This is a genomic window from Streptomyces sp. NPDC030893 (genome assembly GCF_055571535.1).
Window position 1 is genome coordinate 409,310 of the sequence record NZ_JBVIFC010000004.1, and the last position, 19,681, is coordinate 428,990.

The 19,681-nt window shown below is 74.1% G+C and carries 18 protein-coding genes; 6 read left to right on the plus strand and 12 right to left on the minus strand.

Translation table 11 applies throughout. From position 1 onward, the window contains the following. Positions 1–81: 81 nt before the first annotated feature. Positions 82–951: a glycosyltransferase family 2 protein gene (locus ACZ434_RS11610; protein ID WP_468454320.1), complete on the plus strand. Its 870-nt coding sequence runs from the start codon at positions 82–84 to the stop codon at positions 949–951. Continuing rightward, complete coding sequence (locus ACZ434_RS11615) at positions 948–1,844, plus strand: glycosyltransferase family 2 protein (RefSeq protein WP_468454322.1); 897 nt, start codon at positions 948–950, stop codon at positions 1,842–1,844. Before ACZ434_RS11610 ends, ACZ434_RS11615 begins: the two co-directional genes overlap by 4 nt. A gap of 84 nt (positions 1,845–1,928) precedes the next feature. Here the strand turns inward: ACZ434_RS11615 and ACZ434_RS11620 are convergent, their stop codons facing one another. The 4 genes from ACZ434_RS11620 to ACZ434_RS11635 form a co-directional block, all read right to left on the minus strand. Next, positions 1,929–2,129, minus strand: coding sequence for a hypothetical protein (locus ACZ434_RS11620; RefSeq protein ID WP_468454324.1), 201 nt, complete (start codon positions 2,127–2,129; stop codon positions 1,929–1,931). Between the two features lie 53 nt (positions 2,130–2,182). Then, positions 2,183–2,503, minus strand: coding sequence for a DUF3040 domain-containing protein (locus tag ACZ434_RS11625; protein ID WP_468454326.1), 321 nt, complete (start codon positions 2,501–2,503; stop codon positions 2,183–2,185). A gap of 91 nt (positions 2,504–2,594) precedes the next feature. Further along, the gene (locus ACZ434_RS11630; protein WP_468454328.1) at positions 2,595–3,524 is read right to left on the minus strand and encodes a polysaccharide pyruvyl transferase family protein; all 930 of its coding nucleotides are present in this window, start codon (positions 3,522–3,524) and stop codon (positions 2,595–2,597) included. A gap of 60 nt (positions 3,525–3,584) precedes the next feature. Then, positions 3,585–3,767, minus strand: a complete 183-nt coding sequence (locus ACZ434_RS11635; RefSeq protein ID WP_468454330.1) for a hypothetical protein — start codon at positions 3,765–3,767, stop codon at positions 3,585–3,587. 207 nt (positions 3,768–3,974) lie between these two features. Here ACZ434_RS11635 and ACZ434_RS11640 point away from each other — a divergent pair, with 207 nt between their 5' ends. Next, positions 3,975–5,096, plus strand: coding sequence for a winged helix DNA-binding domain-containing protein (locus ACZ434_RS11640; RefSeq protein WP_468454331.1), 1,122 nt, complete (start codon positions 3,975–3,977; stop codon positions 5,094–5,096). 555 nt (positions 5,097–5,651) lie between these two features. Here ACZ434_RS11640 and ACZ434_RS11645 read toward each other — a convergent pair. Both ACZ434_RS11645 and ACZ434_RS11650 read right to left on the minus strand, forming a co-directional pair. Beyond that, positions 5,652–8,462, minus strand: coding sequence for a helix-turn-helix transcriptional regulator (locus ACZ434_RS11645; protein ID WP_468454332.1), 2,811 nt, complete (start codon positions 8,460–8,462; stop codon positions 5,652–5,654). A gap of 155 nt (positions 8,463–8,617) precedes the next feature. Beyond that, a complete protein-coding gene (locus ACZ434_RS11650; RefSeq protein ID WP_468454537.1) occupies positions 8,618–9,448 on the minus strand; it encodes a helix-turn-helix transcriptional regulator in 831 nt (276 codons plus the stop codon). A gap of 140 nt (positions 9,449–9,588) precedes the next feature. Here ACZ434_RS11650 and ACZ434_RS11655 point away from each other — a divergent pair, with 140 nt between their 5' ends. Then, positions 9,589–11,262, plus strand: a complete 1,674-nt coding sequence (locus ACZ434_RS11655; protein ID WP_468454333.1) for an AMP-binding protein — start codon at positions 9,589–9,591, stop codon at positions 11,260–11,262. Continuing rightward, on the plus strand, positions 11,259–12,869 hold the full coding sequence (locus ACZ434_RS11660; RefSeq protein ID WP_468454334.1) for an AMP-binding protein: 1,611 nt from the start codon (positions 11,259–11,261) through the stop codon (positions 12,867–12,869). Before ACZ434_RS11655 ends, ACZ434_RS11660 begins: the two co-directional genes overlap by 4 nt. Before the next feature lie 36 nt (positions 12,870–12,905). Here the strand turns inward: ACZ434_RS11660 and ACZ434_RS11665 are convergent, their stop codons facing one another. Both ACZ434_RS11665 and ACZ434_RS11670 read right to left on the minus strand, forming a co-directional pair. Next, positions 12,906–13,442, minus strand: a complete 537-nt coding sequence (locus ACZ434_RS11665) for a GNAT family N-acetyltransferase (RefSeq protein ID WP_468454336.1) — start codon at positions 13,440–13,442, stop codon at positions 12,906–12,908. 43 nt (positions 13,443–13,485) lie between these two features. Continuing rightward, positions 13,486–14,157 carry a hypothetical protein gene (locus tag ACZ434_RS11670; RefSeq protein ID WP_468454338.1) on the minus strand — a complete coding sequence of 224 codons (672 nt, stop codon included), beginning with the start codon at positions 14,155–14,157 and terminating at the stop codon, positions 13,486–13,488. Positions 14,158–14,359: 202 nt separating this feature from the next. Here ACZ434_RS11670 and gcl point away from each other — a divergent pair, with 202 nt between their 5' ends. Next, on the plus strand, positions 14,360–16,144 hold the full coding sequence (gene gcl, locus ACZ434_RS11675) for a glyoxylate carboligase (protein ID WP_468454340.1): 1,785 nt from the start codon (positions 14,360–14,362) through the stop codon (positions 16,142–16,144). A gap of 82 nt (positions 16,145–16,226) precedes the next feature. On the opposite strand, the gene ACZ434_RS11680 is transcribed toward gcl, so the two are convergent. The 4 genes from ACZ434_RS11680 to ACZ434_RS11695 form a co-directional block, all read right to left on the minus strand. Further along, positions 16,227–16,928 carry a TIGR04222 domain-containing membrane protein gene (locus ACZ434_RS11680; RefSeq protein WP_468454342.1) on the minus strand — a complete coding sequence of 234 codons (702 nt, stop codon included), beginning with the start codon at positions 16,926–16,928 and terminating at the stop codon, positions 16,227–16,229. Between the two features lie 161 nt (positions 16,929–17,089). Continuing rightward, positions 17,090–17,326 carry a hypothetical protein gene (locus ACZ434_RS11685; RefSeq protein WP_468454344.1) on the minus strand — a complete coding sequence of 79 codons (237 nt, stop codon included), beginning with the start codon at positions 17,324–17,326 and terminating at the stop codon, positions 17,090–17,092. A 445-nt stretch (positions 17,327–17,771) separates the two neighbouring features. Then, entirely contained in the window at positions 17,772–18,662 is an 891-nt protein-coding gene (locus ACZ434_RS11690) for a 2-hydroxy-3-oxopropionate reductase (protein WP_468454346.1), read from the minus strand. A 27-nt stretch (positions 18,663–18,689) separates the two neighbouring features. After that, positions 18,690–19,520 (minus strand): TIM barrel protein, encoded by an 831-nt coding sequence (locus ACZ434_RS11695; RefSeq protein WP_468454348.1) that lies wholly within the window; start codon positions 19,518–19,520, stop codon positions 18,690–18,692. Positions 19,521–19,681 lie beyond the last annotated feature (161 nt).

Here is a 19,681-nt window from a genome sequence, read left to right on the forward strand (position 1 = left end):
TCCGGGGGCGGGCGGTCGGTGGCTCGTCGTCCGCCCGGCGCGGGGCTCGCGCTTCCGCCGCATGGTGAAGGGAAACGTGCCATGACGGATCACCGCCCCCTCGGCGTCGTCATCGCCACCCGGGACCGTTGTGAACGGCTCGCCGTCACCCTGCGGCGGCTGCTCGAACTGCCCGAGCGGCCCGAGATCCTCGTCGCCGACAACGCCTCGTCCGACGGCACCCGGGACATGGTCGCCCGCGACTTCCCCGAGGTGCGCCTGCTGGCGCTCCCGGTGAACCACGGCGCCCTGGCCCGCAACCACGGGGCCGGCGCCCTGGACACCCCGTACGTGGCGTTCAGCGACGACGACTCCTGGTGGGCGCCCGGCTCGCTCGGCCGGGCGGTCGAACTGTTCGACGCCCACCCCCGCCTCGGACTGATCGCCGCGCGGATGCTCGTCGGCCCGGCGGCGGACCCCGACCCGCTCAACGACGTCCTCGCCGGTTCACCGCTCGGCCCGGCCACCGACCTCCCCGGCACCCAGGTGCTCGGCTTCCTCGCCTGCGGCGCCGTCGTCCGCCGCAGCGCCTACCTCGACGCCGGCGGCTTCCACCGCCTGCTGTTCTTCGGCGGCGAGGAGACCCTGCTCGCCTACGACCTCGCCGCGCGCGGCTGGGGCGTCACCCACTGCCCCGACGTCGTCGCCCACCACCACCCGGCCCCCGCCCCCCGCACCGGCCGCCCGGCGCTCCAGCGCCGCAACGCACTCCTGACCGCCTGGCTGCGCCGCCCCGTCCCCTACGCCCTCGCCCGCACCCGGGCCCTCGCCGCCGAGGCACGCGGCGACCACCACGCACGCCGCGCCCTGCGCGAGGCCCTCGTCCGGCTGCCGGCCGCCCTGCGCGAACGCCGGCCCCTGCCCCCGCAGGTCGAGAGGGCCGCCCGCCTCCTGGAGGGGACGACCGCATGACCGACCCCCGCACTACCGTCGTCGTCATCACCCACAACCGGCGCCCCGAACTCCTGCGCACCCTCCGCCACCTCGCCGGGCTCCCCGAGAAACCGGGAGTGATCGTCACCGACAACGGCTCCACCGACGGCACCGCCGAAGCCGTCGCCCGCCACCACCCCGACGTGCGGCTGCTGCGCCCCGGCCGCAACCTCGGCGCCGTCGGCCGCAACCTGGCCGTGCGCGAGGTCCGTACGCCCTACGTCGCCTTCTGCGACGACGACTCGTGGTGGTCGCCCGGATCCCTGGCCGGCGCCGCCGACCTGCTGGACCGGCACCCGGCGCTCGGCTCGGTCACGGCCCGGATCATCGTCGAACCCGACGGCACCGAGGACCCGATCGTCCGCGAACTGCGCCACTCGCCCGTACCGGGCCCGCCCTGGCTGCCCGGACCGGCACTCGGCTCGTTCCTGGCCGCCGCGACGGTCCTGCGCGCCGACGCCTTCCGCACCGCCGGCGGCTTCCACCCGCGGCTCTGGCTCGGCGGCGAGGAGGAACTGCTGGCCGCCGACCTCGCGGCCGACGGCTGGTGGCTCACCTACGCCGACCACCTGACGATCCACCACCAGGCCTCCACCACCCGGGACCCCACCCTGCGCCGCAGGCACGGCATCCGCAACACCCTCTGGTTCACCTGGCTGCGCCGCCCGGCCGGGCCCGCGCTGCGCCGCACCCTGAACCTGGCGCGCACCGTCCCGCGCGACACCGCCTCCCTGCTCGCCTTCGCCGAGGCGGCGGCCGCCCTGCCCTGGGTCCTGCGCGAACGCCGCGTCCTGCCCCACGAGGTGGAGTCCCGGCTGCGTCTGCTGGAACCCGCCCAGCGCAGCTCCACGGCCCGCCGCTACACCGGCTGACACATGCGCCGGGGCCCGCTCACCCTCACCGGCGAGCGGGCCCCGCAGCGTCACACGTGCGTCACACGCGCGGCACACGTGCGTTCAGTCCGTACCGCCCGGGCGTTCGCCCTTCGGTCCGCGCCCGCGTTCGGTGCGCGGGCCGCGGCTGCGCCATCCTTCGCCCTCCTGCAGTTCCTCGTTGGCGGCCGCGTTGGCGTCCTGGTCGGAGACACCGGACCCTTCGGCGTCCTTGCGGAGCCGGGCCCGGCGGGTGTCGTACTTTTTGCTTCCGGGTTCGGGCACGACGATCACCTCCTGCCCCGGCCGGGTCCCCGCCGCCGTCCGGGGACAAACGCTCAGCCGCCGGACCACCGGCACAGCAGCCGGAACCCCGCGAACAGCGTCAGCGGCCACACGGCGGCGAAGCACCAGATCGCCCAGGGGGCCGAGGTGACGATGCCGGTCACCATCAGCGTGACGGAGACCGCGAGGAGCGCCGCCACCGTCCACCCGCGCGGCCGGCAGGACGCCACACGTGCCAGGAGGCGCGTCACGTCCGGGCCCCGCCGGACCCGGAGCGTGCGCAGCCGCCGGTCGAGCCGGCGGTCGCGGCGCAGTGTCCGCTCGATCTCGTCGAGGATGTGCTGTTCGTGTTCGGGAAGCCGACCGATGGACACCGTCTCTCCTCCAGGGACGACCGCGAGGACCGGCTCGACCGCGGGAACCGGGCGGCCGGGGGGACTCCCGGGTGCCCGGACACGGGCGCGGCTAACCGGCGGTGGCGCGCGGCGCCAGCACCTCCATCAGCCGGTCCGCCCCGTCCGGTGACCGGCCGTCCCGGAAGGAGTCACGGACCTGCCGCGCGGCCACCCGGCCCGACGTCAGGCACCAGTACCACCAGCGCTCCAGCCGGCGCTCGTCCAGCTGCTCGGCGGACAGCAGCGCCGGCCAGCCGCAGGCGCGGGCCTGGGCGCTCACCTTGGCACCGCCCGCCACCGGGTCCACCGCCAGCACCGGCGTGCCGACCCGCAGCGCGAGCACCAGTCCGTGCAGCCGGTCGGTGACGACCAGATCGAGGCGCGCCAGCACGGACTGCACCTGCGCGGGTGTCGCGCTCAGATGCCAGTCCCGGGTGTCCAGCCGGGTCTCCAGTTCCAGCCGGGCGCAGTCCTTCCCGGCCAGCCAGCGCGTCACCCGGTCCGCGACCTGTCCGTGCCGCCGCTGCTCCCCGTACTCCTGCTGCCCGTGGGTGAGGACCACCCCGACCACGGGCCGCGCGGGCACCGCCGGGGCGCGGGCCGCCAGGTCCTCGGACGGCTCGCTGCCGGGGGCGTCCCGGGCCAGCACGCTGTGGAAGCCGGTCGCCGCCGCGTCACCGGGATCGATCACCGACGTGCCCACGGCGATCCGCACACAGTGCGCGAAACGCCGGTGCAGCTCCTCGACCTGCGGCCCGTGCAGCGGCCCGCACACGAACACCAGATGGGAGTAGTCACCGGGCCGTACGTCGTCGAGGTGCAGCGCGTCCGGCAGGAAGCCGGGGCTCCAGGCGACGTCGTACGCCGTCCCGGAGCCCCGCAGCACCTCCTCCACCCGGCGCAGTGCCAGCACGTCACCGGCGGTGGCCTCGCCGTCGCGGAAGCTGAACCACCCGGTCAGCAGGACCTTTCCCGGTCCCCTGCGTTCTCGTTCGTCCACGGGGCCCCGAGTGCCCCACTCCGGCGGAACGCAACCGGCCGGGTCACGGCCGTACGGCCCTCAGCGGGCGGGCCGCTGCTGCCGGGGGCCGCCCGGGGCGGCGGGGTTGCCGGCCAGGCCCTGCCAGGCCTGGTCCCGGGCCTGTTCCGCGACCTCGCGCGCCTCGGCCACGACGTCACCGAGTTCGCGCACCAGTCCGTCGTAGACCGGCAGCTGATCCTTGGCGGGGGGATGGGATGTCACGGGCGCTCGTCCTTCGTGTGTGGGGGGAGTCGTACCGGCGGGCGCGATCGGGACCGCCCTGTCCGACCAGGACGGACCCGACGGGCCCATGGAGGACAGCGCCGTCGGACCGCCGCGGTGTTACTCGCCCGCGCGGGATGTCCTGAATGTGCGCCGCCGCCGTGGTTGCGGGCAGGACCTGACCGCGAGCCCCGCTAGCGTGCCGGTATGACGAAGACGAAGCGGAGCGTCGCCACGCCGCCGGCCGCCGTACTCGGCACCCGGGCCCTCAACCGGGCCACGCTCGAACGGCAGCTGCTGCTGAGTCCCGCGCCGATGTCCGCCCGGGACGCGGTCGGGCATCTGCTCGGCCTCCAGGCGCAGAACGTCAAGCCGCCGTACTACGCGCTCGCCGCCCGTCTCGACGGGTTCACCCCCGAGGCGCTGTCCCGGCCGATGGCCGACCGTGAGGTGGTCCGCATCGTCACCGTGCGCTCGACCCTCCACACCCACACCGTCCACGACTGCCTCACCCTGCGGCCCCTGGTGCAGCCCGCCCGCGACCGCGAACTGAACCAGTTCCGGAGCGGCCTCACCGGCGTCGACCTGGACCGGCTCGCCGCGCTCGCCCGTGAACTCGTCGAGGCCGAGCCGCGCACGATGAGGCAACTGCGCGAGGCCCTGCTGACCGAGTGGCCCGACGCCGACCCGCAGGCGCTCTCCGTCGCCGCCCGCTGCAAGCTGCCGCTGGTGCAAACCACCCCGCGCGGGCTGTGGGGCCGCAGCGGGCAGGTCGTGCTCACCACCGCCGAGCACTGGCTGGGCCGGCCCGCCGAACCGGCCCCCGCGACACCCGACGACACGGTGCTGCGCTACCTCGCCGCCTTCGGACCGGCCTCCGTGAAGGACATGCAGACCTGGGCCGGACTGACCCGGCTGCGCGAGGCCTTCGAACGCCTGCGTCCCCGGCTCGTCACCTTCCGGGACGAGGGCGGCACGGAGCTCTTCGACCTCCCGGACGCGCCCCGCCCCGACCCGGACACCCCGGCCCCGCCCCGCTTCCTGCCCGAATTCGACAACCTGCTCCTCTCCCATGCCGACCGCACCCGCGTCGTACCGCCCGAGTACCGGGGCCGCACCTGGTCGGGGAACATCGCCTACCGCACCCTCCTCGTCGACGGATTTCTGGCGGGGCTGTGGCGGCTGGACGAACACGCCCTCGTCATCGAGCCGTTCGCCCCGCTCGGCAGGGCGCGCCGGGAAGAGGTCACGGCGGAGGGGGAGCGGATGCTGCGGGTGATGCACCCGGGCACGGCGTACGACGTCCGCTTCGGTGCGGTGCGGGGATGAACCGGGGCATGGAAAGGGGGCGTTGCGGGCTGCTCGTGGAAGCTCGCAACGCCCCCTGGTCTGCGCCTGAGGGGTACTCAGGAACTCATGGGGTCGATCGTCCGCGGAGCTGGGCCTGCGAGGCAGCGGTGTGGTGCGCGGGTGAGCCCGGACATGGGTCTCCTCACGGGTTGCCGGTGGGGGGTCGCGCGGGGCGGGGGTCGAGCCCGGGGGCTCGGGCCTCCGTGTGTCCGGCGAGCGGCACGGCGTTCACGCTACGGCCGGTTGCTTGTCGCCCCCAATGAGGGAACCCCCTAAGGGAGTTGGGGCAGGGATAACCCTCGGTCCCCCACGGGTGTTTCCCGCCCCCGCCGCCCCTTCCCGTCCCGTCCCGGGGCTCCGCCCCAGACCCCGCTCCTCAAACGCCGGAGGGGCTGATCTGGCCCGCCCTGGGGGCACCCCCTCCGGGGGAGTTTGAGGACGAGGCCCGTAGGGCCGAAGGGGGGTCCGGGGGCGCAGCCCCCGGGGTCGGGACGGGAAGGGGCGGCGGGGGCGAGGACAGCCCCGCGTGCCGCGCTACGGCGTGCGCCGCCCCGCTGCCAGGCGGACGATGTCCACGCGGGACCGGATGCCCAGCTTGCGGTACACGCGGGTCAGCGTCGCCTCCACCGTCTTCACGCTGATGAACAGCCGCCCGGCGATCTCCCGGTTGGTGGCGCCCTCCATCACCAGCGCGGCGACCTGCCGTTCCATCGAGGCGAGCCCGTCCAGCACGGCCGGCGTCGCGGCCGGCACGGGCTCGGCCTCCGCGGGACCGGCGGCCACCGCCCTGTCCACCTGCCGCAGCCACGGCAGCGCACGGCAGCGGCGGAACAGCCGCGCCGCCTCCTCGTACCCGCCCGGCCCCGGTTTCCGGGAGCGCAGCCGCGCCAGCGCGAACGCGGCCCGGGCCTCCTCCAGTCCGTACCCGAGCTTGGCGAGCCGCTCCTGCGCCGACATCAACTGCGCCTGCGCCGCCTGGTGTTCACCGCGTGCCGCGCGCACCAGCGCCTCCGCGCGGTCGAGCACCGCCAGCACGCTCGCCCGGTTCAGCCGCACCGCGTGCACCCGGGTGAGGTTGATGAGCTCCTGCGCCTCGCCGGGCTCACCGATCCGCACCAGCGCCTCGGCGAGGTCGCCCTGCCAGCGGCCCCGCGCCGGGTCGTTGACGCCCATGCCGTGCTCCAGCTCCCGCACCCGGCACAGCGAGCGCACCGCGCCCTGCGCGTCCCCGGCCACCAACTGGGCGTAGCCCAGGGCGGCCAGGGCAAGCGAGAGGTACAACTGGTCGCCGTCCACCTCGGCGTGGTCCGCGGCCTCGCGGGCCAGCGCCAGCGCCCGGTCGACGTCCCCGCCCGACGCCTCGGCGAGCGAGGCGAGCATGGCGGAGGCGCTCTCGCCGATCCCGGAGTCCCGGGCCAGCCGCAGGCTCTCGCCGGCCAGTTCCAGGGCCCGGCCGCAGTGTCCGAAGCGCAGTTCGGTGTCGGCGAGCAGACGCGAGAAGTGCACCTCGCTCTCGACCATGCCGCGCCGCCGCGCCTCCCGCAGCAGCTCGGTGATGGCCGTACGGGCCTCCGGCAGCTGGTCGCTCATGAGCAGCCACCGGAATCTCGCGCTCGCGGCGCCGTTGTGGTGGCTGGCCACATCCGGGACCTGCGGCGCCTGGAGCGCCCGCTGGATGGTGGCGGGAGCGTCCGGGTGGCCCATCAGGGTCTCGGTGGACGACTGGAAGGAGAGGGCCATCAGCTCGGTGCGCCGGTCGCCGGCCCGGGCGGCCAGTTCCGCCGCGTGGGCGGCCTCCTGGCGGGACTTGGCGAAGTCGCCGTCCACCACCACCTCGCGCCAGGCCAGCTGGTAGTGGACCAGGGCGAGCAGCCGGGGGTCGTCCCCGGCGTCGGCCAGCACCTGCGGGAAGACGGCGTCCACCTCGCCGAGCGCCTGTCCGGCCGCCTCGATGACCACCATCCAGGCCCGCACCCGCTCCGCCGGCACCGTCGCCCGGGTCAGCACCTCCCTGGCTATGTCCCGGGCCAGATCGGCCTCGCCCGCGGTGATCGCGTCCTCGGCGGCCTGGAGCCGCCGCGCGTCCGGTCCCGGATCGCCGCCGTCCGGGGTGTGCCGGGCGGCGAGCAGTCCGAGCGAGGCGGCGACCGACGGCGCCCCGCGGTCCCGGGCCAGGGCTGCGGCCTCCGCGAGCCGGGCCGCCACCTCCGGGTCGGCGCCGGTGGCGGCCAGCGCCAGATGCCGGGCCCGCTCGATGGGGTCGGACGCCGCCGTCGACAGTGCCGTGTGCGCGGCCCGCCGCTCCCGCGCCGGCGCCTCCGCGTACAGGGCGGCCGAGATCAGCGGATGCGCGAAGCGCAGGGCCGGCTCCTCCGGGTCCGTGGCCAGCAGGCCCAGGGCGGCGGCCTGGGCGGTCTCCGCCTCGGCGTTGTCCCGGCCGGCCGCGTGCAGCAGCGCCAGGGTGGGGCGGGCGCCCGCGCTCGCCACCAGCAGGGTGCGGCGCGCCTCGTCCGACAGCATCTCCAGCCGGCTCAGCACCAGCGCCCGCAGCGACGTCGGCACCGGCAGCGGCTCACCCGGCCGGGGCCGGGCGGGGCTCTCCGCGAGGGCGCGGCCCAGTTCCAGCGCGAACAGCGGGTTTCCGGCACTCGTGCGGTGGATGTCACGGACCGTGGAGCGGGACAGACCGGTGTAGCCGCGGTGGTCGAGGAGCGCGGACACCTGCGTACGGGAGAACGGGCCGAGCCGCACCGCGAGCGTGTCCGGCGGGCAGGCGCGCAGATGACGGTCGTACTCCTCGCCGTCCGTACGCACCGCGCACAGCATCCGCACCGGGCTGTCGCCGAGCCGCCGGGCGGCGAAACCGAGCAGTTCGGCGCTGGCCGGGTCCAGCCACTGCAGATCGTCGGCGACCACGAGGACCGGCCCCTCGGCGGCCAGCGCGCGCAGGGTGGACAGCACCGCCAGCCGCAGCGCGAGCCCGTCCCGCTGGAGCGTGGACTCGCCGCGTCCGGTGAGCGCCGACTCCAGGGCGGTGCGCTGGGCGGCGGGCAGCGCGGCGGCCACGTCGTCGAGGACCAGGCCGAACAGGTCGGCCAGGGCCAGGAACGGCAGATGGGATTCGGACTCCGTGGCCGAGCAGCGCAGCACCGTCCGCGTGGCCCCGGCGTTTTCCGCCGCAAGTGCCCGCAGCACGGTCGATTTTCCTATTCCGGCAGGACCGTGGAGCAGCACACTGCCCCCGCGGGCAAGCTGCTCCCGGGCGTCGGAGAACAGCTCCTCCCTGCCGATGACCAGGTCGGGGCGGTACCTGGCAGGCTCCTTGAAGTCCCGTCGCACGGTCACCGCTCCCCTCCGTGTGGCGTGTCCTGGCCAATATTAGGCAACAGGCTCCTCAATTCCGGACGGACGGTGTAGTGAGGCAAATTACAGCGGGCGCGGCAACGATAAATCCAAACATGTACCGCTGGTAATGCCCGGTACGGGAAAACGCCGCAAAGCTATGGCAACCACCCCGCCCGGCGGGCCGCGACCACCGCCTGCCCCCGCGTCCGCACCCCCAGCTTCCGCATCGCCGAGCGCAGATACGCCTTGACCGTCTCCGCCGTCACCCCCAGCCGCTCCGCCGCCGCGCCGTTGGTCGCCCCGGCCGCCACGCAGGCGAGGACGTCCACCTCCCGCGGCGCCAGCCGTACCGGCGCGGTGGGGGCGGTGCCGGCGGTGAGCAGGGCGCAGGCCTCCAGCAGCTCGGCCCGCAGCGCGGGGTCGGCGATCCGCGGGGCGAGCGCCCGCAGCGCCGCGTGCGCCTCCCGGACCTGCTCCCGGGCCGCTCCGGACCCCGGTTCCGGCTCCGGCGGCGGGGCGGTCGCCGCCAGCAGCTCCGCCGCCTCCTCCCGCACCACCAGCGCCTGCTCCACGTCCCGCGCCGTCTGCACCGCCTCGCCGAGCGTGCGGTCGCCGAGCGGCTGGGCGGCGCGCAGGGCGCCGTACAGCACCGCCCGCACCCGCCGCCGTACGACCACGGGGACCGCGACCACGGCACGCAGGCCCTCGGCGGCCACCGGGCCGTCGTACTCGTGGCTGATCTGCCGGGAGACGGAGTAGTCCGTCACCGCGCACGGCCGGGCGAGCGCCACCGCCTTGCCGCCCAGACCGTTGCCCGACGTCACCGCGAGCGCGCTCAGCGCGGGCGTCGCGGTGCCGCTCAGCTCGCTGATGCGCACCTGCCGGCGCCCGGACTCCACCAGCCCGCCGAAGGCGACCGGCAGCCCGGTCGCGCGCCGCAGCCGGGCCAGCGCCCCGCGGATCTCCACCGCGTCCCCCGCCCACATCGGGTCAGCGTTCACCTGTTCGCCCCTTCATCGCGGCTCCTGAGCGGACGCACACCCCCGTTCGGGGGTAGTGAGACCTGCGTCACGGATTACACGATGACGCAGAGCCGCCCGGCAAGGGTCCGGCACAAGGAGGAGACATGACAACGGGGACGGACGCGTTCCGCAGGGCCCGGGACTTCCTGCTGGAACACCGCGAGGACTACGCCACCGCCTACCGGGACTTCGCCTGGCCCCGGCCCGACCGGTTCAACTGGGCGCTCGACTGGTTCGACGTGATCGCCGACGGCAACGACCGCACCGCCCTGCACCTCGTCGAGGAGGACGGCGAGGAGACCCGGCTGTCCTTCGCCGCCCTCGCCCGCCGCTCCGACCGGGTCGCGAACTGGCTGCGGGAGCGGGGCGTGGCCGCCGAGGACCGGGTGCTGGTCATGCTCGGCAACCAGGCCGAGCTGTGGGAGACCGCCCTCGCCGCGATGAAGCTGCGCGCCGTCGTCATCCCGGCCACCCCGCTGCTCGGCCCCGCCGACCTGCGCGACCGTGTCGACCGGGGCCGGGTGGCGCACGTGATCGCGCGCGCCGCCGACACCGCGAAGTTCGACGAGGTGCCCGGCGACTACACCCGGATCGCGGTGGGGGAGGGCGCCGGCCCGAGCTGGCTGCCGTACGCCGACGCCCACGGCGCGGCCGAGCGGTTCACGCCCGACGGGCCCACCCTCGCCGACGACCCCCTGATGCTGTACTTCACCTCCGGCACCACCGCCCGGCCCAAACTGGTCGAGCACACCCACACCTCGTACCCGGTCGGGCACCTGGCCACCATGTACTGGATCGGCCTGAAACCCGGTGACGTGCACCTCAACATCTCCTCGCCCGGCTGGGCCAAGCACGCCTGGTCCAACCTCTTCGCCCCGTGGAACGCCGAGGCGACCGTCTTCCTGCACAACTACACCCGCTTCGACGCGCCCCGTCTGATGGCCGAGATGGACAAGGCCGGCGTCACCACCTTCTGCGCCCCGCCGACGGTGTGGCGCATGCTCATCCAGTCCGACCTCGGCCGGCTGCGCACCCCGCCCCGCGAGGTCGTCGCCGCCGGTGAGCCGCTCAACCCCGAGGTCATCGAACAGGTCAGGCGCGCCTGGGGCGTCACCATCAGGGACGGTTTCGGGCAGACCGAGACGGCCGTCCAGGTCTCCAACAGCCCCGGACAGAGGCTCAAGACCGGGTCCATGGGCCGCCCCAGCCCCGGCTACCGCGTGGAACTCCTCGACCCGGTCTCCGGCGCGCCCGGTGCCGCCGAGGGGGAGATCGCGCTCGACCTCTCCGCCCGCCCGGTGGGCCTGATGGCCGGCTACCACGGAGACCCGGAGCGTACGGCGGAGGCGATGGCCGGCGGCTACTACCGCACCGGGGACATCGGCGCCTGGGACGACGACGGGTACCTGACGTACGTCGGGCGGAGCGACGACGTCTTCAAGGCGAGCGACTACAAGATCAGCCCCTTCGAGCTGGAGAGCGCCCTGCTGGAGCACGAGGCGGTCGCCGAGGCGGCCGTGGTGCCCGCCCCGGACGAGCTGCGGCTGGCCGTGCCCAAGGCGTACATCGTGCTCGCCGAGGGCTGGGAGCCCGGCCCGGAGACCGCGAAGGTGCTCTTCGAGCACTCCCGCGAGGCGCTCGCCCCGTACAAGCGGATCCGCCGGCTGGAGTTCGGCGAGCTGCCCAAGACCGTCTCCGGCAAGATCCGCCGTATCGAACTGCGCGAGGCCACGGCGGCCGGCTCCGCCGACGAGTACCGCGAGGAGGACTTCCGGTGACCGAACTCTCCTACGCGCACGGGACCGGCGGGACGCCGCTGCTCGGCGACACCATCGGCGACAACCTGGGCCGTACGATCGCCGCGTGGCCGGACCGCGAGGCCCTGGTCGACGTGGCCTCCGGACGGCGCTGGACCTACGCCGAGTTCGGCGCGGCCGTCGACGAGGTGGCGCGCGGACTGCTGGCCAAGGGCATCGCGACCGGCGACCGGGTCGGCATCTGGGCGGTCAACTGCCCCGAGTGGGTTCTGGTGCAGTACGCCACCGCCCGCATCGGCGCGATCATGGTGAACATCAACCCGGCCTACCGGGCGCACGAGTTGGAGTTCGTGCTCAAGCAGTCCGGCATCAGCCTGCTGGTCGCCTCGCTCGCCCACAAGGGCAGTGACTACCGGGCACTGGTGGACGAAGTGCGCGGCGCCTGCCCCGGTCTGCGGGAGACCGTCTACATCGGCGACCCGTCGTGGGAGGCGCTCACCGGGGCCGCGGCCACCGTGCCCGCCGAACGACTCGACACCGTCGCCCGGGGGCTGAGCTGCGACGACCCGATCAACATCCAGTACACCTCGGGCACCACGGGCTTCCCCAAGGGCGCGACCCTCTCCCACCACAACATCCTCAACAACGGTTACTGGGTGGGCCGTACCGTCGGCTACAGCGAGCAGGACCGGGTCTGTCTGCCGGTGCCGTTCTACCACTGCTTCGGCATGGTGATGGGCAACCTGGCGGCCACCTCGCACGGCGCCTGCATCGTCGTCCCGGCCCCCTCCTTCGAGCCGCGGGCCACGCTGGAGGCCGTCCAGCGGGAGCGCTGCACCTCCCTCTACGGCGTGCCCACCATGTTCATCGCCGAGCTGAACCTGCCCGACTTCGCGTCGTACGACCTCACGTCGCTGCGCACCGGCATCATGGCGGGCTCGCCCTGCCCGGTGGAGGTGATGAAGCGGGTGGTCGCCGAGATGCACATGGAGCAGGTCTCCATCTGCTACGGCATGACCGAGACCTCCCCGGTCTCCCTGCAGACCCGCATGGACGACGACCTGGAGCACCGCACCGGCACCGTCGGCCGGGTGCTGCCGCACATCGAGGTCAAGGTCGTCGACCCGGCGACCGGCGTGACACAGCCGCGCGGCACCTCCGGTGAGCTGTGCACCCGGGGCTACAGCGTGATGCTCGGCTACTGGGACGAACCGGGGAAGACCGCCGAGGCCGTCGACGCGGGCCGCTGGATGCACACCGGGGACCTCGCGGTGATGCGGGACGACGGCTACGTCGAGATCGTCGGCCGTATCAAGGACATGATCATCCGGGGTGGGGAGAACATCTACCCGCGCGAGATCGAGGAGTTCCTCTACGCCCACCCGAAGATCGCGGACGTGCAGGTCGTCGGGGTCGCTCACGAGCGCTACGGCGAGGAGGTGCTGGCCTGTGTCATCCCGCGCGACGCGGCCGACCCGCTCACCCTGGAGGAACTGCGCGCCTTCTGCGAGGGCCGGCTGGCCCACTACAAGATCCCGAGCCGGCTCCGGCTCCTCGACGCCTTCCCCATGACGGTCTCCGGAAAGGTGCGCAAGGTGGAGCTGCGGGAGCGGTACGCGACGGGATAGCGCTGGGCGGCCCCGAAGGTGGTGACCGCCTCCGCCTCACCGGAGGCGGTCCGCCCGCGGGCGCGGCACGTCCCGGCGCATGCACACCCTCGGCCACCGGTCGAGCCCGTACGCGGCCTCCTCGGCGCGGATGCGCCGCAGCCCGGGGGTGAGTTCGGGCTCGGTGAGGGTGCGGAAGCCGAGGCGGGCGTAGTAGGGGGCGTTCCACGGGACGTCGGTGAAGGTGGTCAGTGTCAGCGCGGTCAGACCCTCCTCGCGGGCCCGGCTCGCGGCGTGCGCGAGGAGGGTCCGGCCCACCCCCCGGCGGGCCGCGGCGGGGTGGACGGATATCTGGTCCACGTGGAGCGCGCCGTCCACCGGCTCGGCGATCAGATACGCCACGGGCCGGTCGTCGTCCGTGACGGCGGCGACCCAGCAGCGGCCCGCCCGCCGGTAGCGCTCCAGCAGGTCCAGGGCGGGCGGCTCGTCCTCGGCGATGTCCGGCATGCCGACGTCGTGGAACGGGGTGCCGGCCGCCCGTTCGACGTCCTGGAGGGCGGGCAGTTCGCCGGGGGCGGCGGGACGGATGCGCATCCGCCGAGTATCGGACGTCCGGGGCGGGCGCGTCGCCGGGTTTTCAGGCCCCGTCGGCGTCCAGCGCGTCCGCGGGGCCGTTCACGGGCTGCGGGGTTCCGGTGAGGTCGAGCAGGAACAGCGGGACACCGAGGGTGTCGGCGCGGGCCCGGGCCTCCTCGGCGTACCCGGTCAGGGAGAAGTACAGGCACGCCGACGACTCGGTCATCGCCGTCAGCCACAGGCACTCCACGTCCCGCATGGTCGCCGGCCGCGCCGACGGGTCGACCTGGGCGAGGACGCCCCGGCCGGCCAGCCCGATGCCGGACGGGGGCCGCTGGTCCGCGCGCCGGATGTCCTCGTGGCCGAGCCGCCGCAGGTACAGCACGGCGGCCGTCACCGCGTCCCGCGCGGTGCGGATCGGCACCGGACGGAAGGCGGGCCGCTCCGGCCTGCCCGCCGGCAGGGGCGCCTCGGGGCCGGCCACCGGGATCCGCAGCACCGTCCCGCAGGGGCAGCCCAGTTCGGGCCGCGGCCACTCACCGCGCAGCCCGCAGCACCCGCAGCGCAGGGTCACCCATTCCTCCCGCCAGACGCGGTGGTCGACGGTGCCGGGCACGCCGTCGAGGTCCAGCGGCGGGGCGACGGGCGCACCGCAGGCGCAGGGGTACGACGGTGCCGTGAAACGGTGCGCGCGCCGACAGGCGGGACAGCGCACCGGCACGCTCTGGGCCATGACCCCACTCCCGTGTTCTCGAGGCGGTGCCCATCGTCCTCCTCCGGCCCGCCCGTGTCCGGCACTTGCCCTTCTCTTGACGTCCTTCGACACCCCCGCCTACATTCATTCCAGATCGTAGAAAACATATTCCACCATACGGAAGAGCTCACCGCGGGGCGCGACGGGAGTGCGAATCCGACAGTCGGAGCAGGAGTACTCGATGGCTCGAATGACCGCTGCCCGCGCGGCAGTTGAGATCCTCAAGCGCGAGGGCGTCACCGACGCCTTCGGTGTCCCCGGAGCGGCGATCAACCCCTTCTACGCGGCGCTCAAAGCGTCCGGCGGCATCACCCACACCCTCGCCCGCCATGTCGAGGGCGCCTCGCACATGGCCGAGGGCTACACCCGCACCCGTGCCGGCAACATCGGTGTCTGCATCGGCACCTCGGGCCCGGCGGGCACCGACATGATCACCGGCCTGTACTCCGCCATCGGCGACTCCGTCCCGATCCTGTGCGTCACCGGCCAGGCGCCGACCGCCGTGATCCACAAGGAGGACTTCCAGGCCGTCGACATCGCCTCCATCGCGGGGCCGGTCACCAAGATGGCGGTGACCGTCCTGGAGGCCGCACAGGTGCCCGGCGTCTTCCAGCAGGCCTTCCATCTGATGCGCTCCGGCCGGCCCGGACCGGTCCTGATCGACCTGCCGATCGACGTGCAGACGACGGAGATCGAGTTCGACCCGGACACCTACGAGCCGCTCCCGGTCTACCGGCCCGCCGCGTCCCGCGCCCAGATCGAGAAGGCCCTCGGCATGCTCAGCGCCGCCGAGCGTCCGCTGATCGTCGCCGGCGGCGGCGTCATCAACGCCGACGCGTCCGAACTTCTCGTCCAGTTCGCCGAGTTGACCGGCACACCGGTCGTGCCGACGCTCATGGGCTGGGGTGTCATCCCCGACGACCACGAGCTCAACGCCGGCATGGTCGGTCTGCAGACCTCGCACCGCTACGGCAACGCGACGTTCCTGGAGTCCGACTTCGTCCTCGGCATCGGCAACCGCTGGGCCAACCGCCACACCGGGAAGCTCGATGTCTACACGGCCGGGCGGACGTTCGTCCACGTGGACGTCGAACCCACCCAGATCGGCAGGATCTTCGCCCCCGACTACGGCATCGCCTCCGACGCGCGCGCCGCGCTGGAGCTGTTCGTCGAGGTGGCGAAGGAGCTCGGGGCCGGCGGCCGGCTGCCCGACCGCTCCGCCTGGGCGGCCGCCGCTCAGGACAAGCGCGCCGCGCTCCAGCGCCGTACCCACTTCGACGACGTCCCGATCAAGCCGCAGCGCGTCTACGAGGAGATGAACAGGGCCTTCGGACCCGAGACCCGGTACGTCTCCACCATCGGCCTCTCCCAGATCGCCGGAGCGCAGCTGCTGCACGTCCACCGGCCGCGGCACTGGATCAACTGCGGCCAGGCGGGCCCGCTCGGCTGGACCGTCCCCGCCGCGCTGGGGGTGGCGAAGGCCGACCCGGAGGCCCAGGTCGTCGCCCTGTCCGGCGACTACGACTTCCAGTTCATGATCGAGGAACTGGCGGTCGGGGCACAGCACAAGATCCCGTACGTCCATGTCCTGGTCAACAACGCCTACTTGGGCCTGATCCGGCAGGCGCAGCGGGCGTTCGACATCGACTTCCAGGTCAACCTGGAGTTCGAGAACGTCAACTCCCCGGAGCTGGGCGTCTACGGCGTCGACCACGTCAAGGTCGCCGAGGGCCTGGGCTGCAAGGCGATCCGGGTCACCGACCCGAACGAACTGGGCGCCGCGCTGGAGCGGGCGAAGAAGCTCGCGGCGGAGTTCCGCGTGCCGGTCGTCGTCGAGGCGATCCTGGAGCGCGTCACCGACATCTCCATGTCGACGACCAACGACATCGGTGACGTCACCGAGTTCGAGGACCTCGCCACCGACCCGGAGCACGCGCCGACAGCGATCAGAACCCTGAAGGTCTGACCCCGTACGCCTGCGTCACGCTCGGCGTCGGGCGGTCCGTCCAGGGGATGGGCCGCCCGACGCGGTGTGCCCGGACCGGCGTTCAGTCGGAGCCGCCGCCTCCGCCGCAGCCCCCTCCGCTGCTTCCGCCGCCGCCCCCGCCGCAGTAGAGGGAGCCGCGGCCGCTCCCGTAGGTGCCGCCACGCGGGGAGTGGCGGATCAGGCTCTTCTCCCTCAGGCTCACCCGCTCGATCAGGCCCGCGCGGAGAGCGAAGCGCGGGGCGAGGACGCGCAGGGCGGCCTCGCCGTGCAGGGCGACGGCGAGCAGCTTCGCCTCGTCCGGCAGACCGCGTCTGCTCGCCGGCAGCGGAAACGCCTTCCGCAGCGTCCGCAGCCGCCTGCGGGCCGCCCTGGTCGGTCCGAGCAGCAGCGGATACCGCAGCATCCCCGCCTCCGCGAGCCCGGTCCGCACCTCGGCCACCGCCCAGCGGACATCCGGGTGCCGCAGCAACTCCCGTACGTCCGAGGGCTCCTCCAGGCAGTGGTACACGGCGCTCTCCAGGTACGGCGCCCGCAGATCGGCCGGGACGCCCTCTCCCTGTTCCAGGAGCTGTTCGGGCGGCGGAAGCGGCGGCAGGGACCGCCCGGCCTCGCCGTCGACCGCCCGGATCGTGCCGGGCGCGCCCGCCTCGACGGCGCCCCGCAGCTGGAGGGCGACGACGGCGACGACGACCGCGGCGCGCGGACCGGCGGCCAGCAGGGCGATCTCGTGCGGCGTCCCCCGGACGCCCCCGGTGTCGGCCATGTCAGGACACCCCCTCGACGGGGGCCCGCCGCCCCCGTGCCGGCGGGCCCCGTGTGGGAGGAGTGTGCCCGCCGGCGAGGGCGGCCGAAGCCTCCCGGGGCCGCCTTCAGAGGTTCATTTGAGGGTGCCGTAGCCCGGGTACGGCCGATGCCGTACGGCGGCTACGGCTCGTGGTGTTCCGACAGCCCCGGCCAGTCGTCGGGGCCGCCGCCCTGCCATTCGATGAGGTCGCTCTCCTCGACGTCGGTGACGTACAGGTCGGCCAGCCGGAGGATCTCGCCCACGTCATCGGCGTGCGTGGCGAGGCCCAGCGTCTCGTCGCCCGAGGTGACCCGCCGGCTGCCGTCCAGGGCCGGCGAGTGCACCACGATGTGCGGATGCTCCGTTGGGTGTGCCATGCCCCCAGGCTGCTGCTCCCCGCGCCGATCCGCACCCCGGCAGCAGCCGTGAGCGCCCGGACGCGGAACCGTCCGCGTCCGGGCGCCGGAGAGCAGGGGCAGGGGAGCCGCGGCGGCCGCGACGGCTCCCGGGCTCCTCCCCTCAGGTCGAAGGAGGAGGCCCGCGGCCTTGACCACCGCACTGGCTCGCGGGCCGCCGCGGCGCCCCTGCCCCGCCCGCGCGGCGCCGTCCGGTCACCCTCGTCCGGGCCGTACGGCGTCACCGCGGGCTGCGCGCACGGCCCCGACCTTCCGTCAGGGGCCGTACGCGAGTCGTTCGTGCCCACGGATCAACGGTTTGCCGAACCGGTGGGCGGGGTGGGTTCCGGGCGGCGCCGCCGCCTTGGGCGCGACAGGACAGGTGTCGGCGCCGGCGCCGCCCGGGGATCTCGGGGTGCGGCGGGCGTCAGACCCGCGCGCCGGACAGCCGCTCGACCGCGCGCAGCAGCGCGGAGTGGTCCAGGCCGCCGTCGCCCTGGGCGCGCAGCCCGGCCACCAGCTGGGCGACCAGGGTGCCGACGGGCAGCGCCGCGCCGACGGTGCGGGCGGCGTCGGTGACGATGCCCATGTCCTTGTGGTGCAGGTCGATCCGGAAGCCCGGCGTGAAGTCCCGCTTCAGGAAGTTGTCCTTCTTGCGGCTGAGCACGGTCGAGCCGGCCAGCCCGCCGTTCAGGACGTCCAGCGCCGCCGCCAGGTCCACGCCGGACTTCTCCAGGAAGACCACGGCCTCGGCGCACGCCTGGATGTTCACGGCGACGATCAGCTGGTTGGCGGCCTTCACGGTCTGACCGGAGCCGTGCGGGCCGCACAGCACGATCGTCCTGCCCAGCGCCTCGAAGACCGGCCCGGCCTCCTCGAAGTCGGCCCGCTCGCCGCCGGCCATGATGGACAGCACCGCCTCGATCGCGCCCGCCTCGCCGCCGGACACCGGGGCGTCGAGCACCCGGATGCCCTTGTCCCTCGCGGCGGCGGCCAGGTCGATCGAGGTCTGCGGGGTGATCGAGGACATGTCGATCAGCAGGGCGCCGGAGCGCGCGTTCTCCAGGATGCCCTCGGGGCCGTACGCGATGGCCTCGACCTGCGGGGACGCGGGAACCATCGTGATGATCACGTCGGCGTCCCGTACCGCCTCGGCGACGGAGGCGGCGGCGGTGCCGCCCGCGGCGGTCAGCCGGTCCAGCTTCTCCCGTTCGAGGGTGTAGCCGGTGACCTCGTAGCCCGCCTTGATCAGGTTCTCGGACATGGGCGAGCCCATGATGCCGAGGCCGATCCAGGAAACCTTGGGAAGATTGCTCATGGGTGCCTCTCGGTAAGGGAAGGGTGGTCAGCGGGCCTCGCGGGGCAGCCAGTCGAAGGCCTGGGCGCTCGGGCGGTCGCCCGGCTTGTACTCCAGGCCGACCCGGCCGTCGTAACCGGCCTTGCGCAGCCGGTCCAGCAGGTCCTCCAGCGGGAGCGACCCGGTGCCGGGGGCGCCGCGCCCGGGGCTGTCGGCGATCTGCACGTGGCCGGTCCTCTCCGCGTACCGGTCGATCACCGCCGGCAGGTCCTCGCCGTTCATGGCCAGGTGGTAGAGGTCCATCAGGAAGCGGGCGTTGTCCAGCCCCGTGGCCGCGTTGACCTCGTCGACCACGCCCACCGCGGCCGGCGCCGACACCAGCGGGTACCGCGGCGACTCGGGCGCGTTCAGCGCCTCGACCAGCAGGACGGCCCCGATCCGGTGGGCGGCCCGGGCGGCGAGGGCGAGGTTCTCCAGCGCGAGCGCGTCCTGCTCGGCCGGGTCCACGCCGTCCACCCGGTTGCCGTACAGCGCGTTCAGGGCCGTACAGCCGAGGGACTCCGCGAAACCGGCGGCCACGTCGACGTTGGCGCGGAACCGCTCGGACTCCTCGCCGGGGACGGACAGGGCCCCGCGGTCGGGTCCGGGCAGCCGGCCGGCGTAGAAGTTCAGGCCCGTGAGCCGGACGCCCGCGTCCTCGATCGCCTTGCGCAGCGCGTCCAGTTCGGACCGGCCGGGGGTGGGGGAGTCGACCCAGGGCCACCACAGCTCGACCGCGCCGAAGCCGGCCGCGGCGGCGGCCGCGGGCCGCTCCAGGAGCGGGAGTTCCGTGAAGAGGATCGACAGGTTGACGTTGAAGCGCTGCTCTGTGCATCCCATCGGGCTCGCGCTCCTTCTCATAATTCCGTATGGTGGAAGTTGCTTTCTGCTCACTGGAAGATTGCCCGTGGCCGGGAGCGGCTGTCAAGGGGCGCGGGCCCAGCCCCGCCCGCTGCGGCCCGCCGCGAGCCCCTGAGGGCCGCCGCGGAACGCGCCTCCCC